Origin of the sequence: Streptococcus sp. 2022WUSS135 (genome assembly GCF_044427045.1) — a bacterium.
In the GTDB taxonomy this organism is placed as follows: domain Bacteria; phylum Bacillota; class Bacilli; order Lactobacillales; family Streptococcaceae; genus Streptococcus; species Streptococcus hashimotonensis.
This window is the reverse complement of sequence record NZ_JAOTGL010000013.1, coordinates 24698-40827: the sequence shown is the minus strand read 5'-3', so window position 1 is coordinate 40827 and position 16130 is coordinate 24698. Positions and strand designations below refer to the sequence as shown.

At 41.4% G+C, this 16130-nt stretch carries 20 protein-coding genes; 17 read left to right on the top strand and 3 right to left on the bottom strand.

Features of this window, described 5'->3' with window-relative positions; all coding sequences use genetic code 11:
* Positions 1 to 12: 12 nt before the first annotated feature.
* From ODU45_RS05690 to greA, 3 genes are all read left to right on the top strand, one after another.
* A complete protein-coding gene (locus tag ODU45_RS05690; protein WP_174853463.1) occupies positions 13 to 498 on the top strand; it encodes a GNAT family N-acetyltransferase in 486 nt (161 codons plus the stop codon).
* Between the two features lie 71 nt (positions 499 to 569).
* Positions 570 to 2387 carry an endolytic transglycosylase MltG gene (gene mltG / locus ODU45_RS05685; RefSeq protein ID WP_105148180.1) on the top strand — a complete coding sequence of 606 codons (1818 nt, stop codon included), beginning with the start codon at positions 570 to 572 and terminating at the stop codon, positions 2385 to 2387.
* 73 nt (positions 2388 to 2460) lie between these two features.
* Positions 2461 to 2943, top strand: coding sequence for a transcription elongation factor GreA (gene greA, locus ODU45_RS05680; protein ID WP_002938298.1), 483 nt, complete (start codon positions 2461 to 2463; stop codon positions 2941 to 2943).
* 258 nt (positions 2944 to 3201) lie between these two features.
* On the opposite strand, the gene yidC is transcribed toward greA, so the two are convergent.
* Together yidC and ODU45_RS05670 are read right to left on the bottom strand one after the other, a co-directional pair.
* Positions 3202 to 4116, bottom strand: a complete 915-nt coding sequence (gene yidC / locus ODU45_RS05675; RefSeq protein ID WP_105248722.1) for a membrane protein insertase YidC — start codon at positions 4114 to 4116, stop codon at positions 3202 to 3204.
* Positions 4117 to 4182: 66 nt separating this feature from the next.
* Positions 4183 to 4464 carry an acylphosphatase gene (locus ODU45_RS05670; RefSeq protein ID WP_002942735.1) on the bottom strand — a complete coding sequence of 94 codons (282 nt, stop codon included), beginning with the start codon at positions 4462 to 4464 and terminating at the stop codon, positions 4183 to 4185.
* 130 nt (positions 4465 to 4594) lie between these two features.
* On the opposite strand from ODU45_RS05670, the gene ODU45_RS05665 reads away from it, so the two are divergent.
* The 3 genes from ODU45_RS05665 to ODU45_RS05655 are packed head-to-tail and all read left to right on the top strand — an operon-like array spanning position 4595 to position 6587.
* Positions 4595 to 5335 (top strand): RNA methyltransferase, encoded by a 741-nt coding sequence (locus tag ODU45_RS05665; protein ID WP_024380299.1) that lies wholly within the window; start codon positions 4595 to 4597, stop codon positions 5333 to 5335.
* Positions 5336 to 5381: 46 nt separating this feature from the next.
* Positions 5382 to 5864, top strand: coding sequence for an HD domain-containing protein (locus tag ODU45_RS05660; RefSeq protein WP_002942738.1), 483 nt, complete (start codon positions 5382 to 5384; stop codon positions 5862 to 5864).
* A 21-nt stretch (positions 5865 to 5885) separates the two neighbouring features.
* Complete coding sequence (locus ODU45_RS05655; RefSeq protein ID WP_009910586.1) at positions 5886 to 6587, top strand: Bax inhibitor-1/YccA family protein; 702 nt, start codon at positions 5886 to 5888, stop codon at positions 6585 to 6587.
* 50 nt (positions 6588 to 6637) lie between these two features.
* Here the strand turns inward: ODU45_RS05655 and pepC are convergent, their stop codons facing one another.
* Positions 6638 to 7969, bottom strand: a complete 1332-nt coding sequence (gene pepC / locus ODU45_RS05650; RefSeq protein ID WP_015647257.1) for an aminopeptidase C — start codon at positions 7967 to 7969, stop codon at positions 6638 to 6640.
* Between the two features lie 134 nt (positions 7970 to 8103).
* On the opposite strand from pepC, the gene ODU45_RS05645 reads away from it, so the two are divergent.
* The 11 genes from ODU45_RS05645 (at position 8104) to yidD (ending at position 15496) form a co-directional block, all read left to right on the top strand.
* Complete coding sequence (locus tag ODU45_RS05645; RefSeq protein ID WP_398580931.1) at positions 8104 to 9351, top strand: diaminopimelate decarboxylase; 1248 nt, start codon at positions 8104 to 8106, stop codon at positions 9349 to 9351.
* Positions 9352 to 9453: 102 nt separating this feature from the next.
* Complete coding sequence (locus ODU45_RS05640; RefSeq protein ID WP_012027622.1) at positions 9454 to 9690, top strand: YneF family protein; 237 nt, start codon at positions 9454 to 9456, stop codon at positions 9688 to 9690.
* Between the two features lie 89 nt (positions 9691 to 9779).
* On the top strand, positions 9780 to 10574 hold the full coding sequence (gene racE / locus ODU45_RS05635; RefSeq protein WP_105179401.1) for a glutamate racemase: 795 nt from the start codon (positions 9780 to 9782) through the stop codon (positions 10572 to 10574).
* Positions 10571 to 11581 carry a nucleoside-triphosphate diphosphatase gene (locus tag ODU45_RS05630; protein ID WP_398580930.1) on the top strand — a complete coding sequence of 337 codons (1011 nt, stop codon included), beginning with the start codon at positions 10571 to 10573 and terminating at the stop codon, positions 11579 to 11581. Before racE ends, ODU45_RS05630 begins: the two co-directional genes overlap by 4 nt.
* Entirely contained in the window at positions 11554 to 12081 is a 528-nt protein-coding gene (locus tag ODU45_RS05625; protein ID WP_398580929.1) for a metallophosphoesterase, read from the top strand. Before ODU45_RS05630 ends, ODU45_RS05625 begins: the two co-directional genes overlap by 28 nt.
* Entirely contained in the window at positions 12078 to 12536 is a 459-nt protein-coding gene (gene cbpB, locus ODU45_RS05620) for a cyclic-di-AMP-binding protein CbpB (RefSeq protein WP_012027618.1), read from the top strand. The genes ODU45_RS05625 and cbpB overlap by 4 nt, the downstream gene beginning before the upstream one ends.
* Complete coding sequence (gene xerD / locus ODU45_RS05615; RefSeq protein WP_172030007.1) at positions 12533 to 13264, top strand: site-specific tyrosine recombinase XerD; 732 nt, start codon at positions 12533 to 12535, stop codon at positions 13262 to 13264. The genes cbpB and xerD overlap by 4 nt, the downstream gene beginning before the upstream one ends.
* Entirely contained in the window at positions 13264 to 13983 is a 720-nt protein-coding gene (locus tag ODU45_RS05610) for a segregation/condensation protein A (protein ID WP_002942755.1), read from the top strand. Before xerD ends, ODU45_RS05610 begins: the two co-directional genes overlap by 1 nt.
* On the top strand, positions 13967 to 14536 hold the full coding sequence (gene scpB, locus ODU45_RS05605; protein WP_002939233.1) for an SMC-Scp complex subunit ScpB: 570 nt from the start codon (positions 13967 to 13969) through the stop codon (positions 14534 to 14536). The genes ODU45_RS05610 and scpB overlap by 17 nt, the downstream gene beginning before the upstream one ends.
* Positions 14526 to 15257: a pseudouridine synthase gene (locus tag ODU45_RS05600; protein ID WP_012027615.1), complete on the top strand. Its 732-nt coding sequence runs from the start codon at positions 14526 to 14528 to the stop codon at positions 15255 to 15257. The genes scpB and ODU45_RS05600 overlap by 11 nt, the downstream gene beginning before the upstream one ends.
* A complete protein-coding gene (gene yidD, locus ODU45_RS05595; protein ID WP_024406654.1) occupies positions 15257 to 15496 on the top strand; it encodes a membrane protein insertion efficiency factor YidD in 240 nt (79 codons plus the stop codon). The genes ODU45_RS05600 and yidD overlap by 1 nt, the downstream gene beginning before the upstream one ends.
* Positions 15497 to 16130 lie beyond the last annotated feature (634 nt).

Below are 16130 nucleotides of genomic sequence, written 5' to 3'. Positions count from 1 at the left end.
AGGGAGAAAATTATGGAAATTCGTTTTGCTACTCCTTCGGATTTAGAACAAGTTGTTTTGATTGAAAATGCCAATTTTTCCAAAGAAGAACAAATAGCTGAGTCTGTTCTTGCCATTTATCTGAATGCTTTGAGTAAAACCTGTTTAATAATGGAACACGATGGGGAAATAGCAGGATATTTATTATCCTGTCCTTCTGTTTCGCAGACTGTTACGGACGATATTTTTTACTTGACAGAGAGTGACATGCCGACAGGCAGTCACCTAGCTATTGCCAGTCTATCCGTAGCGGATACCTATAAGGGACAGGGAGTGGGAACTCTCTTGTTGGCAGCCATAAAAGAAGTGGCTTTAGCGGGAGGATTTGAAGGAGTTTCCCTGACCTGTAAGGAGTATTTGGTTGGCTACTATGAAATGAACCAGTTTGAAGACTTTGGCCCCTCCTTGTCGCAATTTGGAGGACAAATGTGGAGTGATATGTACTGGAAAGCCTTGTAGAAAGGGAAGTTCTTGCAATTCATAAGCCTTTAAGATATAATGTATAGTAACTGTGTGAAAGGAGTAACAGCGTGACAAAGGATACGAATGAAAAAAACACGCAGTCTTCAAGCTTCCGCGATCAAATTTTACGAGATTTGGAAGAATTGAAGGTGAAACGTTTGGCGGAACAATCAGCGGATGTTCTTGTTGATAAGCGTAATGAAGTTATCAACGAGCTCCAGCCTAGTCTTGCCGAAGAAAAAGCCCCCCATAGAGAGACTGAAATTGTAAAAGTAGAAGGGATTGCCTTTCCTGATTCATACTTGTCAGAAGAACAGCAAGAATCAGAAGTGATGACGGAAAGTATCGAAGAGCCAACATCAGAAACTTTGGCCACTCCAGAGACTTTTGTGATTGAAAAAGAAGTCGTTTCAAGTCCAGTTCCACAAGATACTGTTGAACGAAACTTGGAGAAATTAAGGAATCTTGTGGCTGCTAATACGGCAGGATTTGATGAAGTACCATCAAGCTCGTCAGTTTCTGAGCCAGTAGAGTCTGTCCTTCCGGGAAATTCTCCTTTAGAAGATACATTTTTGGAATTTCCAACGGAAGACGTGTCAGCTGTGACTGGTGATACAGAAATCATCTCACTAGAGGAAACTATTATTGCTCCAAAGACAACGGCTATTGTTCCAGAAGTGGACAAGCAGATGCAGGAAACACAACCCAGAAGAAGAACAACCCACAGAACAAGCAAGCAACGTCGTAAAAAACAAGATAACGCCGCTAAACACATTGTCTCTGTTATCATGTCAATTGTTGTAGTGGCAGTTCTAGTGACAGGTGTTACTGGTTATATGTGGGTAAAATCTAGTCTGGAACCAGTTAATGCAAAAGCTACAGAAACTATTCAGGTAGAGATTCCAGAAGGATCTTCAACTTTAGAAATTGGTAAAATTTTAGTTGACAACAAGTTGATTAAGAATGCTACTATTTTTAATTACTACTCTAAAATTAAGAGTTATAATAATTTCCAAAGTGGTTTTTATAATTTGAAACAAAATATGTCTGTGGATGACATCGCCAAAGCACTTCAAGAAAGCGGAACTCCGACAGCTCAAAAAGAAGCCGCAGGGAAGGTTTTGATTGTTGAAGGGTATACGTTAACACAAATTGCTCAGGCTATTACAGACAATACTAATACAAAAGATAAGAACGATAAAACACCATTTACTGCAGAACAGTTTATGGCTACTGTAACCAACCAAGATTTTATTAATCGAATGGTTGCTACCTATCCAAAATTGTTTGCCAGCCTACCAGCTGCTGATAGTGGAGTTATTTATCAGTTGGAAGGTTACCTATTCCCAGCGGTTTATGAATACAGTGATGAAACAACTATCGAAGAGCTCGTTGAGCAAATGATTGCTGCGATGGATAATCGTTTACAACCATATTATGAAACAATTGCTGCTAAGAATTTGACTGTAAATGAAGTTCTTACCTTGGCATCTTTGGTTGAAAAAGAAGGTTCTACTGATGAAGATCGTCGAAACATTGCAAGTGTCTTCTTTAACCGCTTGAATGCAGCAATGCCTCTACAATCCAATATTGCAATCTTGTATGCTCAGGGTAAACTTGGTCAAGAAACAACTCTAGCAGAAGATGCCGCGATTGATACATCAATTGAGTCACCATACAACATTTATTGGACACCAGGATTGATGCCTGGACCAGTGGATAGTCCAAGCCTTTCGGCTATCGAGGCAGTGATTAATGCCAACACGACAGACTATCTTTACTTTGTAGCAGATGTTACAACTGGAAATGTTTACTTTACAAATAATATTGATGAACATAACCAAAACGTTGCTAAGTATGTAAATGCACATCTTAATAATGAGTAAATTCTTACAACAAAATTATGTGGTTTTCCACATAATTTTGTTTTCATGAAAAATAAAAGAAAAGGAAAGACAAATGGCAGAAAAAACATATCCAATGACCTTGGAAGAAAAGGAAAAACTAGAAAAAGAACTAGAGGAACTAAAGCTAGTTCGTCGACCAGAAATTGTTGAACGTATTAAAATTGCTCGTTCTTACGGAGACCTTTCAGAAAACTCTGAGTACGAAGCAGCTAAAGATGAACAGGCATTTGTTGAAGGTCAAATCTCAACCATCGAAACAAAAATTCGCTATGCTGAAATCGTAAACAGTGATGCAGTTGCGGCGGATGAAGTGGCAATTGGTAAGACTGTGACTGTTCAAGAAGTTGGTGAGACCGAAGAAGAAGTCTATCATATCGTTGGTGCTGCAGGTGCAGATGCCTTTGCAAACAAGATTTCAAATGAAAGCCCAATTGGTCATGCTTTGATTGGTAAAAAAACAGGAGATGTTGCAACAATTGAAACGCCTGCTGGTAGCTATGATGTAAAAATCTTGAAGGTTGAAAAAACGAAATAAGGTGTGGAGAGAGTCGAAAGATTCTCTCTTTTTATATAGTCGTTTAGTATATCTTTGATTTCTTCGACGAGTACTGAGGCGAACAGAGTTCGATTCAGCTCAACAACTTAAAACGAAAAATTGTTGACGAACTCTTCTATGAATGGTTGAGCTCTTTCCCACTCCCTATTTCCAACCTCCAACTATTTCCCAGATAGTTGGAGCAAGTTCAAAAAACTATATAAGAAAAAACCATCTGAAACAGATGGTTGCGATTTTTTATCTAGAACGTTGTTTACCGGCGTTACGGTTTGATTTCTTAGACGTTTTTTCTTCGATGATAGCGGATGCTTTAGGAGTTACATCCTTGATAGTTGATTTATATGGTTTTGGAGGATTATTTTTAAATTCTTCTTCAACCTTAGCACGGATACGTGGTTTCAAGATGAAGTTTGTAAGAGCTTGTTGAACAAGACCGATAAATCCACCGACTACCCAGTAGAGGGTAACACCAGCAGGTGAAGACCAAGAGAACATAACAATCATCAATGGGTTCATGATTGCCACAGCTCTCATTTGTTTCTTCTGTTCTTCGTCCATACCGACTTGCATCAGAAGTGATTGAGCGTAGTAGAGGATACCAGCAATAGCTGTTAGAATGAGACTTGCAGAACCGAGATCAATGCCAAGGAAGGTTGCTTCTGAGATTCCTTCCGTGTAACGAGCTGCATAGAAGAGTGCCGTAAAGAATGGCATTTGAATCAAGATAGGAAGGCAGCCCATTCCACCAAACACGCTGACACCATATTGTTTTTGAGCAGCAAAGTATTCCTGTTGGGCAGCCAATTGCTCTTCTTGGGAACTTGCATTTTTCATGCGTTCTTGGATTGGACCTAAAATTGGTTTGAGGTAATTCATTTTCTCAGACTGATAGGTTGATTTCCAAGATTGGTAAATACCTAGTGGCATGATGAAGAGACGAACAATCAATGTCACGATAATGATAGCAACACCGAAACCGAGTCCTTGGTTTTCTGCGAAGAATTTAATCAGGTTTCCCATTGGGGCAACAAGGAAGTTGTAGACCCAACCTTCACCAGTAGGAACACCGTTCTTTGTCTGCACACATCCTGATAGAAATACTAGCGTAGACAGGGCTAGACTTGTTAATAAAATTCGTTTATTCTTTTTCAAAATGATACATTCCTTTTTTTACAAGATACATTCTATTTTACTTTTTTTGTTCAAAATATACAAGTTTTATCTATAAGCCACCTGAAAATCCTTATAGTCTTCGAAGTTGGCTAGGGTGACATCGAGATAGGTGACTTTGGCCATACGAGAAGGCCCTTTCCGAATTTCATGGATAAAATGGCTGAGCTTCTCAGCATTATCTGACTGAGCTAAAATGGTGACAGTTCCATCATCATTATTCCAAACTCTGCCGTAGATGTCGCCTATTTCCACAGCTAAAAATTGAACAGACCAACGAAAGCCGACTCCTTGCACACGACCAGATGCAATCATTTTTACCTTTCGCATAAGTTTCTCCTTTTGACAAGACATTTACTTTATTATATCATGGTTGGGTAAGACTGTTCAAAAATCAAGATAATTGATTTAGCCGTTGGGAAATTGAAGTTGCTGAGCAGTAAAAGAAAAAGGGGCATTCATGGAGATCATTCGCTCAAAGGCCAATCATTTGGTCAAGCAGGTTAAGAAATTACAACAGAAAAAATACCGTACTTCTTCTTATTTGATTGAAGGTTGGCATTTGTTGGAGGAAGCTTTGGCAGCCAAAGTACCTATTGAACATATCTTGGTATCAGAAGAACATGTTCATCGGGTTGCTGGCTTATCCAATGTAACAGTTGTTAGTTCAGATATTATGCAGGATTTAGCAGACTCACGGACACCACAAGGGGTAGTAGCTCAACTGTCCTTACCAAATCAGACCTTACCTGATGTCTTAACAGGAAAATTTTTGGTTCTGGAGGATGTGCAGGACCCTGGAAATGTTGGTACCATGATTCGTACAGCTGATGCAGCTGGTTTTGATGGAGTATTCCTATCGGATAAGTCGGCAGATATTTACAATATGAAAGTTCTGCGTTCCATGCAAGGGAGTCATTTCCACTTGCCAGTTTATCGGATGCCGATGACCGCTATTTTTTCTGCTTTAAAAAGCAATCAGATACAAATCTTGGCAACAACCCTCTCTAGTCAGTCGGTTGACTATAAGGAAGTTACACCAAACCCGAGTTTTGCCTTGGTTATGGGAAATGAAGGTCAAGGAATTTCAACTTTTGTAGCCGATGAGGCGGATCAACTTGTCCATATTACCATGCCAGGGCAGGCGGAAAGCCTCAATGTAGCCATTGCGGCGGGCATTCTATTGTTTAGCTTTATTTAAGCCAAGTGTACTATAGTGTGGTATAATATTCCAACGAGGTTAACGAATGGTTGCATATAAACAAGATAAAGAATACATGCATTATGTGGGGCACTTGATTGCCACACCCAAGGTGCAAAAATTGGGGAAAATTCCTCATCATTATTACTCCACGCGCTTGGAACATTCCATCAATGTCTCTTATACAAGCTATAAGATTGCGAAAAAATTTGGTTGGGATGCTAAGTCAACAGCTCGTGGTGGTCTATTGCATGATTTATTCTTCTATGATTGGAGAGATACCAAATTCAACAAGAGCCATGCTTGGGTTCATCCACGAATTGCTAAACGCAATGCTCAGAAACTCATTCAACTCAATAAACTAGAAGAAGACATCATTGTGAAGCATATGTTTGGTGCGACAATCGCTCCTCCTCGCTACAAGGAATCTTGGATTGTGACATGTGTGGATAAGTATTGGGCTGTGAGAGAGTGGAGTCTGCCCTTGCAACACAAGTGGAAAAATCGTAAGGTCTTTCGGTTTCAATAAAATGATTTAAAGGAGAATAGTATGAATAACGATTCATTTATTATTAATCAGGTGGATAATACCGCCCTCAACCGTTTCTTCGGTAAAATTTATGGTGTGGTTGCCATGGGAATTGGTCTATCAGCTTTAGTTTCTTTCTTGGCTGTGACCGTCTTTCAATCTTTATTGCTTAGTCTGCTGAGTGCAGGTTCCATCATCATGATGCTGATTATGATTGGTCAGATTGCCTTGGTTGTTTCTGCTTCAGCAATGGCAGCTAAAAATAGCCCAATGGCTCTACCAATGTTTCTTGCCTACTCAGTAACAAACGGGATTACCATCAGCATGATTTTGATGTTCTATACTAGCGAAACAGTTGTACTCGCCTTCGTGTCAGCGGCTCTCATGTTTGCTATCATGGCTGTAATTGGGATGACAACGAAGAAGGATCTTTCTGGTATGGCTCAGGCATTGCGTGCAGCTCTATGGGGAATTATTATTGCAAGTGTTATTAATATCTTCCTTCGTAGCTCAGGTCTAAGCTTTATGATGTCTATCATTTCTGTTTTGGTATTCTCAGGTTTGATTGCTTATGACAACCAACGTATCCGCAATGTTTTCGAACAAACTGGTGGTAATGTTGGCCAAGGTTGGGTCGTATCCATGGCGCTTCAGCTCTATCTTGACTTCATCAACCTCTTCCTCAACTTACTCCGTATCTTTGGTGGTTTGAGTAGAGACTAATTATGACATATAAAAAAGAGGGTTGCCCTCTTTTTTTTATATGTCGTTTGTTATGCTAGAGCTCCCATTGGATCCCATGGGGCAAGGACTTGTGGTTGAGCTTGATAAGCTGCTAGTTCTTCTGGTGTGAGGAATTCTTTTCGGACAACAATCTGATAAGTGTACTCGTCCATCCAGCTATCTGATGCGACGAAGTATCCCTTGTCACCAACCTTGTCACCCCAAGAGTTTTCTACTTTCCATTTGAGAGGTTGCTCATTATCGTCTAAATCAACACCAGTTAAGACCATAGCGTGGGTCATCAAACTTTCGGAGTAGTCTAATCTTCCGGCCTTGTCTTGATGGAAATGGATACCCAGACCTGAAGAGAAGTCGTAGGTGTTGGTTGCCATAATACCAGTTTGACGATTGCTACTTTGACCGACATCGGAACCAAACCAAACGGATTCACCAGCTTTGAGTTGGGCAATAGCCAGTTCTTTAAAACGGTTCATTTCTACATTGAGGTAGCGGACAGCAGGGGCGCCAACAACGTTCCCCAACAATTCGACTGTATAAGATTTATTGTAAGGTTTGTCAGTTGTAGGAGCGTTGATAATAGAGACATAGTCAGATAGTTTCAAACCAACGTATTTCTCGTAGAATGCCTGAGGTGTTACATTTGTATCACGGTGATAGACATTGTCTTTATCTCTATATGCAAAATCAAAGCTGCGTGGAGGGAGCCCAAGGTTGACGGCTAGGAAGTTAAAGATTTCTTGAAGTAAGTTTTCTTTTTGTATTTGAACTTCTTCCGAGGAAGCTCCTTTGGCAAGGAGGTCTCGTAAGATTTGTGCATCTTGACGGAGCAATTTGTTAAGGTACTGATTGAGCTCACGGCTGGCACTGGATGAGATAGATTCTGGATAGACGGATTTTGGTACCACACCATATTTTTCAAATAGAGCAACAACCATATCCCATTGACCGCCATCTTGTTGCGGGGTATCCAATAAGAATTTTACCTTACGGCTACCAATTTCTTGGTCAGCTGTAGCAATGATTTGTTCGAGGAACCAGTTGGACTTTTCATATTTATCCCAAAAGAAGGTATGGGCCTGTGATAGCTCAAAATTTTCCAGTTTGAAGTCAGAGATGAGCTTGTGGCGGAAGGTATTCAATGCAGCAAACATCCAGCAACGTCCAGAAGCCTTTTGGTTTGAAACAGCGTCCTTGGTCAAGTCGATTGAAAAGACATAGTCATTGTCGATGGCGCTTTGGCGTGTTTCTAAGGATTTCAAAAGTCCGTTGTGGCTCACGGCATTTTCGGTTGCCTGTAGGCTTGGATTAGCTAGATAGTTGGCATACAAGCGTTCTGTAAAATCAAAATCTAATGTTGACATATATTACTCCTTTTTTTAATGATATTCACATTATAACGCTCGTAATTTATTTTGCAAGTATTTGGTGGAGTTGAGAGCTATAGTTCCTCACATATTTGTGATATAATAGGAAAAATATTTGATGAGGTAGCGACATGACCAAGACACCATTTGTTAGTAAAGAAATTTTGGATACCATTACGGAGCAATTTCCGACTCCTTTTCATTTGTATGATGAAAAAGGCATTCGTGAGAAGGCACGTGCCCTAAATACAGCTTTTTCATGGAACAAGGGCTTTAAGGAATATTTTGCGGTCAAGGCTACTCCAACTCCAGCTATTTTAAAAATTCTTCAAGAAGAAGGCTGTGGAGTGGACTGTGCAACAGATGTAGAAGTGCTGATGAGTGAAAAATTGGGCTTTAAAGACATCATGTTTACATCCAATGATACCCAAGCACAAGAATTTGTCTATGCTCGAAAAGTTGGGGCGACCATTAACCTTGATGCCTATGAGCATATTGAATTTTTGAAAAATGTTGCTGGGATTCCAGAAACGGTTTGCCTCCGTTACAATCCTGGAGGAGTCTTCTCGCTGGGAACGGACATTATGGACCACCCAGAAGAGTCTAAGTTTGGGATGACCAAAGACCAGCTCATGAACGGCTATAAGGAGCTAAAAGAGTTAGGTGTCAAGGAATTTGGAATCCATGCTTTTCTGGCTTCAAATACTGTTACCAATGACTACTATCCTGTCTTAGCTCGTCAACTCTTTGAATTGGCCTTGGAAATTCGTGAGGAAACAGGTGTGACCTTGGACTTCATCAACCTATCAGGTGGGATTGGGGTCAACTATCGTCCTGAGCAAGAACCAAACGATATTGCTATCATTGGTGAGGGTGTTCGCAAGGTTTACGAGGAAATTCTCACGCCAGCTGGTATGGGACATGTTAAAATTTTTACAGAATTGGGTCGCTTTATGTTGGCGCCACACGGACACTTGATTACAAAGGTCCTCCATCGTAAGGAAACCTATCGGACTTATATCGGTGTCGATGCATCGGCAGCCAACCTCATGCGCCCAGCCTTCTATGGGGCCTACCACCATATCACCAATATTACGCACCCAGATGCCCCAATCGAAGTGGTGGATGTGGCAGGTTCCCTCTGTGAAAACAACGACAAGTTTGCAGTTAATCGTGAATTACCACGTGCAGAGGTAGGCGACACCTTGATCATCCATGACAGTGGTGCCCATGGCTTCTCTATGGGCTACAACTACAACGGTCGTCTGCGTTCCTCTGAAATTCTTTTACAGGAAGATGGCACAGCACGTATGATTCGTCGTGCTGAAACACCTGAGGACTATTTCGCAACCATTTACGGTTTTGAATTTGACAGGTAAGTCTTGGAAAAGCCTGCTGAATTTGGTATAATAGATTCATTAAGAGATTGTCGCAGGGCAATTCCGAATGAATTATTTTTAGAAGAGTCAGGAGATTGACAAATGAACTTAGGTTTAGCTATTTTATTGATTGTGTTGGCATTTGCAGGTGGTGTAGCCTTGGGTATTTACTTGTCACGTAGACAGGTGGAAAACTATATTGCTGATAAACCAATTTTGGATGAAAATGCTTTGCGTTTGATGATGAGTCAAATGGGTCAAAAACCAAGCGAAGCAAAAGTACAACAAGTGCTTCGCCAAATCAAGAGCCAACAAAAAGTGGCAAGCAAGAAAAAATAATCAAACTGGGACTGGGATATTCATTCCCAGATCCCATTTTTTGAGTAGAAAAGAAAGGCTAGTCAGATTTTCTGGCTATTCTCAGTATTATGGATAATCGACCAATAGGTTTTTTAGATTCAGGTGTGGGGGGATTAACGGTTGCGCGTGAGTTAATGCGCCAACTTCCCCATGAAGAAATCGTTTATATCGGGGACTCGGCACGGGCACCTTATGGACCCCGTCCAGCAGAACAAATCAGAGAATATACTTGGCAGTTGGTCAATTTCCTTTTGACAAAAAATGTAAAAATGATTGTCTTTGCCTGCAATACGGCAACAGCGGTAGCCTGGGAAGAAGTCAAGGAAAAGTTGGATATTCCTGTTTTGGGTGTTATTTTACCAGGTGCTTCGGCAGCTATCAAGGCAACGCAAACTGGTAAGGTTGGTGTCTTAGGAACGGCTATGACTATTCAATCCGATATCTATCGTGAAAAAATTCAGGCCCTTTCTCCGGAAACGCAGGTAGACAGTCTGGCCTGTCCCAAGTTTGCCCCTCTGGTTGAGTCCAATAGCCACCAATCCAGTCTTGCTAAAAAGGTTGTTTATGAGACACTTCGCCCACTTGTTGGGAAAGTGGATGCCTTGGTTTTGGGCTGCACCCATTATCCCCTGCTTCGCCCTATCATCCAGAATGCCATGGGCAAGGATGTCAAGTTGATCGATAGTGGTGCAGAGTGTGCGCGAGATATTTCTGTTTTATTAAATTATTTTCAAATCAACCGCAGCCGAACCGAAAAGGATATTCAGCACAGATTTTACACAACAGCTAGTCCGGCAGCTTTTAAAGAAATAGCTGAAAGCTGGATGGGCATTGATATTCATGTGGAGCATGTAGAACTATGACAGACAAGATATACGAATACAGAGATGAACACAATTGGTTTATCGGAAAGGCTAGTTTTGCTAACCTATTTGGTTCCTTTGGAGAAAATGGAAGAGAGCAGGAAATTTACCAGATTGGTCAGTTGTTTGACAAACTGATTGCTGGTAATTATGAAGATGACAACTTCAACCAGTGTGTTAACATTGAAGTGATCAAACTTCAGTCTGAATTTGCCCTCTTTCAATTTGCCTGTGATATTTTGAATGAGTTAAACAATCGCCAGTTCAAAGTTCTCCAACATCAAGGAGCTATTCTGGTAACAGAAAATGACAAGCTTCTCTTGGTTCATCTGCCCCAAGCAGGGGTTAGCACGGCAGATTTCTTCGGTCAAGACAAGGGCTTGGCAAGCGTGGGAGATACCATCTTGATTGCCACTAAAAATGAAGGTAAGACCAAGGAATTCCGTAAGTTTTTTGAGCGCTTTGGCTACCAGGTCGAGAACCTCAACAATTATCCTGACCTGCCAGATGTAGCAGAAACAGGTATGACCTTTGAGGAAAATGCACGGCTCAAGGCTGAAACCATAGCAGAGCTGACAGGCAAGATGGTCTTGGCAGATGATTCTGGTTTGAAGGTTGATGCTTTAGGTGGTTTGCCAGGAGTTTGGTCTGCACGTTTTTCAGGTCCAGATGCCACAGATGAGCTCAATAATGCCAAACTCTTGCACGAATTGGCCATGGTATTTGAACTGAAAGATCGTTCGGCACAATTCCATTGTACCCTAGTTATGGCTGCTCCAAATCGTGAGAGTTTGGTTGTCGAAGCGGACTGGGAAGGCTTTATCGGTATGGACCTCCGTGGGGAAAATGGGTTTGGATATGATCCACTTTTCCTCGTAGGCGAAACAGGCAAGACTTCGGCAGAATTGACCTTAGAAGAAAAAAATAAGATTTCCCACCGTGCACAAGCACTAGAAAAATTAGTGGAGGCATTTCCAGTATGGCAGGAGCAAGCAAAACAATCCTAGTCATGAGCGACTCTCATGGGGATAGACAGATTGTAGAGGATATTAAACATCATTATCTTGGCAAGGTCGATGCCATCTTTCACAATGGTGATTCGGAGCTGGATAGTCAAGATAGTTTGTGGGACGGCATTCAAGTGGTCAATGGAAACTGCGACTATTTTGGTGGTTACCCTGACCAGCTCATTACTCAATTGGATGGTGTGACTATCGCTCAGACCCATGGTCATCTCTATGGCATTAATTACGGCTGGCAACGGTTGGATTATTGGGCTCAGGAAGTTGATGCGGATATTTGTTTGTATGGGCATCTGCATGTGCCTGATGCCGAAGTGCGTGGCAAGACCCTCTTCCTCAATCCTGGCTCCGTTAGTCAACCTCGTGGTTTGGTCAGAGAATGCCTCTATGCTCTTGTGACCATCTATGATGATCACTTCCATGTGGATTACTACGATCGACAGCACCAACTTTACCCAGCATTGACAAAGGATATTTCAAGATGATTGCAAGAGAATTTGAAGCCTTTTTATTGGACCAGGAAGAAACTTTCTTGACACCAGCGGATAAATTGGCAGTAATTATTGATACGCATAATATTGACCATGCAAAACTGTTACTCAGTCACATGACCTATTCACGCGTACCTGTGGTAACAGAAGACGGTCGTTTCTTCGGCACCATCGGCTTGACGGAAATCATTAAATATCAAGCTGAAAATGAACTATCGGATGATGAGTTAAACAGAGATATTTCTGTGATTGTAAAGACAGATGAAGAGACTGTTGGTCTGGATTATGATTTGACAGAAGTGATGCGCAAGCTAGTAGATCAATCTTTCTTACCCGTCCTTGGGGAAAATAGAGAATTTATGGGAATCATTACACGAAAATCCATCTTAAAGGCAATCAATGCTCTCTTGCATAATTTCCCCCTAGCATCAAAAGAAGGCAAGAAATGAAGCAGGCGATTGAATCTTTTATCCAGAGCAAAAAGGTCAGTGTCAACAGCCAAAAGTCCTATACCTACGACCTGCAGCAATTTGTGACAGTAACAAAGGGGGAGATTAGCCAACAGTCTCTTTTGGTCTATCAGCAGTCTCTTCTAGACTTGAAACCTGCTGCTCAGAAAAGAAAAATGTCAGCGGTCAATCAATTTCTCTACTTTCTTTATGAAAATAATCTCCTGGATCGTTTTTATAAATTGCAAACGATGTCAGGTCCAGCCAGCCTCAAAAAGGAACTGGAGCGTGAGGATTTAACTCACCTCTTTCAAGAAAATCCTTGGCTTGATGGGCAACTGATTGCTCTTTTGATTGCCTTGCTAGGGCTGACTCCTAGTGAAATAGCAGAGCTGACTAGTCAGCAGGTCAATCTGGATTTTCAAGTCCTGACAGTTGAGAAAGGGACGACTAAGCGGGTGCTCAGTCTGCCCAAGGAATTGATACCCTATATGGAGCCTCATCTGTCTGGAAGCTATGTCTTCGATAAGAAGGGACAGACCTATTCTCGTCAATGGTTCTTTAATCGTCTGACAGAATTTGTCCAGTCCATCGGCAAGCCTGATTGGACAGCTCAAAAGTTGCGGGAGCAGTATATTCTAAAACAGATAGACGAAGGAAAATCCTTGGACCAAATCGCCAAGCAGTTGGGACTGAAAACAAGCATGAGTTTGGAAAAATTTAGATAATGGATATAAAATTAAAAGATTTTGAAGGGCCACTTGATCTCCTGCTACACCTGGTGTCCAAGTATCAAGTAGATATTTACGAGGTTCCGATTACAGAGGTTATCGAGCAATATTTAGCCTACATTGCTACCTTGCAAGCCATGCGTTTAGAGGTAGCGGGAGAATATATGCTCATGGCTAGTCAATTGATGGTCATCAAAAGTCGTCGGTTATTACCGAAGGTTGTTGAGCAAATTGATCCCGAAGATGATCCTGAAATGGACCTCTTGGACCAGTTGGAAGAATACCGCAAGTTCAAGCTTCTCAGTGAGAAATTAGGGGAGCAACATGATGAACGGGCGAACTATTTTTCAAAACCTAAATTAGATTTGATTTATGATGATGTACAATTAGCCAAGGATAAGACCGTCATTGACATTTTCCTAGCTTTTTCTAAAGTAATGGCTGAAAAACAGGCAAGCCTCCGTCAGTCTCATGCGACCATTGCCCGTGATGAATATAAAATCGAAGATATGATGGACTTTGTTCGCAGTCGTTTCGAGACTGGTCCACGCCTTGAACTCCGTCAGCTTTTTCAAGAAAGTCAAGATGTCAATGAAATGATTACGATCTTCCTTGCGACTTTGGAATTGGTCAAGGTTCATGAAATCGTCTTGGAACAGACAGAGACTTTTGGAGATATTTATCTAGTAAGGAGTGAAGATGAATCGCTTAGCTGAAATCGAAGTCCTGCTCTTTGTGGCAGGTGAGGATGGCTTGACGTTACGAAATTTGGCAGAGATGTTGGAAATGCAGCCGACAGCTGTCAGCCAGCAGTTAGAGAAACTTAGTGAGAAATATATGGCAGACAAAGCCTCAGGCTTAGCCATCTTAGAATCCTCCAACCGCTACAAGTTGGTTACTAAAAAAGAATATGCAAATCTTTTGCGAATCTATGCCAAAACACCAATCAATCAGACTATGTCACGGGCTCTTTTGGAAACCTTATCAATCGTAGCCTATAAGCAACCTATTACTCGGATTGAAGTTGATGATATTCGTGGGGTCAATTCCAGCGGTGCCATCAGTAAGTTGCAGGCCTTTGACCTCATTCGTGAGAACGGTAAGAAAGAGGTTCTTGGTAGACCAAATCTCTATGTGACGACGGATTATTTCCTGGATTACATGGGAATTAATAGTCTAGAAGAATTGCCTGATGTGTCTGAAATAGATTTGATTCAAGAAGAAACAGAGCTATTCGTAGAAAGAAATGAGTTAGAAAATGAGAATTAATAAATACATTGCCCATGCTGGAGTTGCCAGTCGTCGTAAGGCAGAAGAACTAATCAAACAAGGACTAGTTACTGTAAATGGTCAGGTTGTTCGTGAGTTAGGGACAGTTATCAAATCGGGTGATAAGGTAGAGGTTGAGGGACAACCAATTTATAACGAAGAGAAGGTCTACTATCTCCTCAATAAACCACGAGGTGTTATTTCTAGTGTGTCAGACGACAAGGGAAGAAAGACGGTTGTGGACTTGTTGCCAACAGTTAAGGAGCGGATTTATCCTGTTGGTCGTTTGGACTGGGATACATCTGGAGTCTTGATTTTGACCAATGACGGTGATTTTACAGATGAGATGATTCACCCACGTAACGAGATTGATAAGGTTTACTTGGCGCGTGTCAAAGGGGTTGCCAACAAGGAAGTCTTGCGTCCCTTGACCCGTGGTGTTGTCATTGATGGCAAAAAGACCAAGCCTGCGGTGTATGAGATTATCAAGGTGGACCCTGTTAAGAACCGCTCAGTTGTAGAATTAACAATCCATGAAGGTCGAAACCACCAGGTTAAGAAGATGTTTGAGGCTGTCGGCTTGCAGGTAGATAAGCTGTCTCGTACTCGCTTTGGTAATCTTGACTTGACCGGCCTACGTCCAGGAGAATACCGCAAGCTCAACAAGAAAGACATCAGTAAGCTACATACCCTGGCTGTTACTAAGCCAGTTAAAAAATAATGACTAGACTCTTGATCGGCTTGGTCCGATTCTATCAGAAATTTATTTCTCCCCTTTTTCCGCCCTCTTGTCGCTACCGTCCGACTTGTTCGGCTTATATGATCGAGGCCTTACAAAAACATGGACTCAAGGGCTTTTTGATGGGATTGGCTCGAATTGGTCGCTGCCATCCCTTTGTGGAAGGTGGGGAAGATCCTGTGCCGGACAGGTTTAGTCTGAAAAGAAATAGGCAGAAGTAGGGCAACCTACTTTTTTGTTATTTATAGTTGTTTATACTCTTCGAAAATCAAAATTATCCGTTGTCAAGAGCCTTGATGAGTGAAAAGCTCCAGTGGAAGTTTTCAGCCTGTTACCTTGAAATAAGAAAGTAACAGAGTTCTATCTTCGACTTCGTTTTCTAGGCTACTTTTGATTTTCATTGAGTATTAGTTTGTTTTTAGTACTCGCTTCAAAGGTTCGGGAACTTTTGAAGGCTGGAGATAGGCCGAAACAAGTTCACCTCAATATTAAGAGTCCACTGGACTGTTAAAGCCAATCAACCACTGCGCTGAGATGTTGACACGCACTCTGAGAAGCAAGGTTGGTTTTTTTGCCCAGCCTCTATGATTTTCTATGAAAATTTGAAAAAAATGGGGCAAAACTCTTGATTTTCAGCCTTCTTTAAGCTACAATAGTATCACGATTTCATTGATTTAACTCAAACCTGTTGTGAGTTAAGTGAATGAATCATCATTCACCATGCTGTTTGCTGAGCTTGACTCCGGGCAGTGTGGCTATTTTTTTGTCTTTCTTGCCATAGGAGACAGTCGAGTCTTTTTACTCAATGAAAATCAAAAAAAAGAAACTAGAAAACAAGCATGGTATACGGCAAAA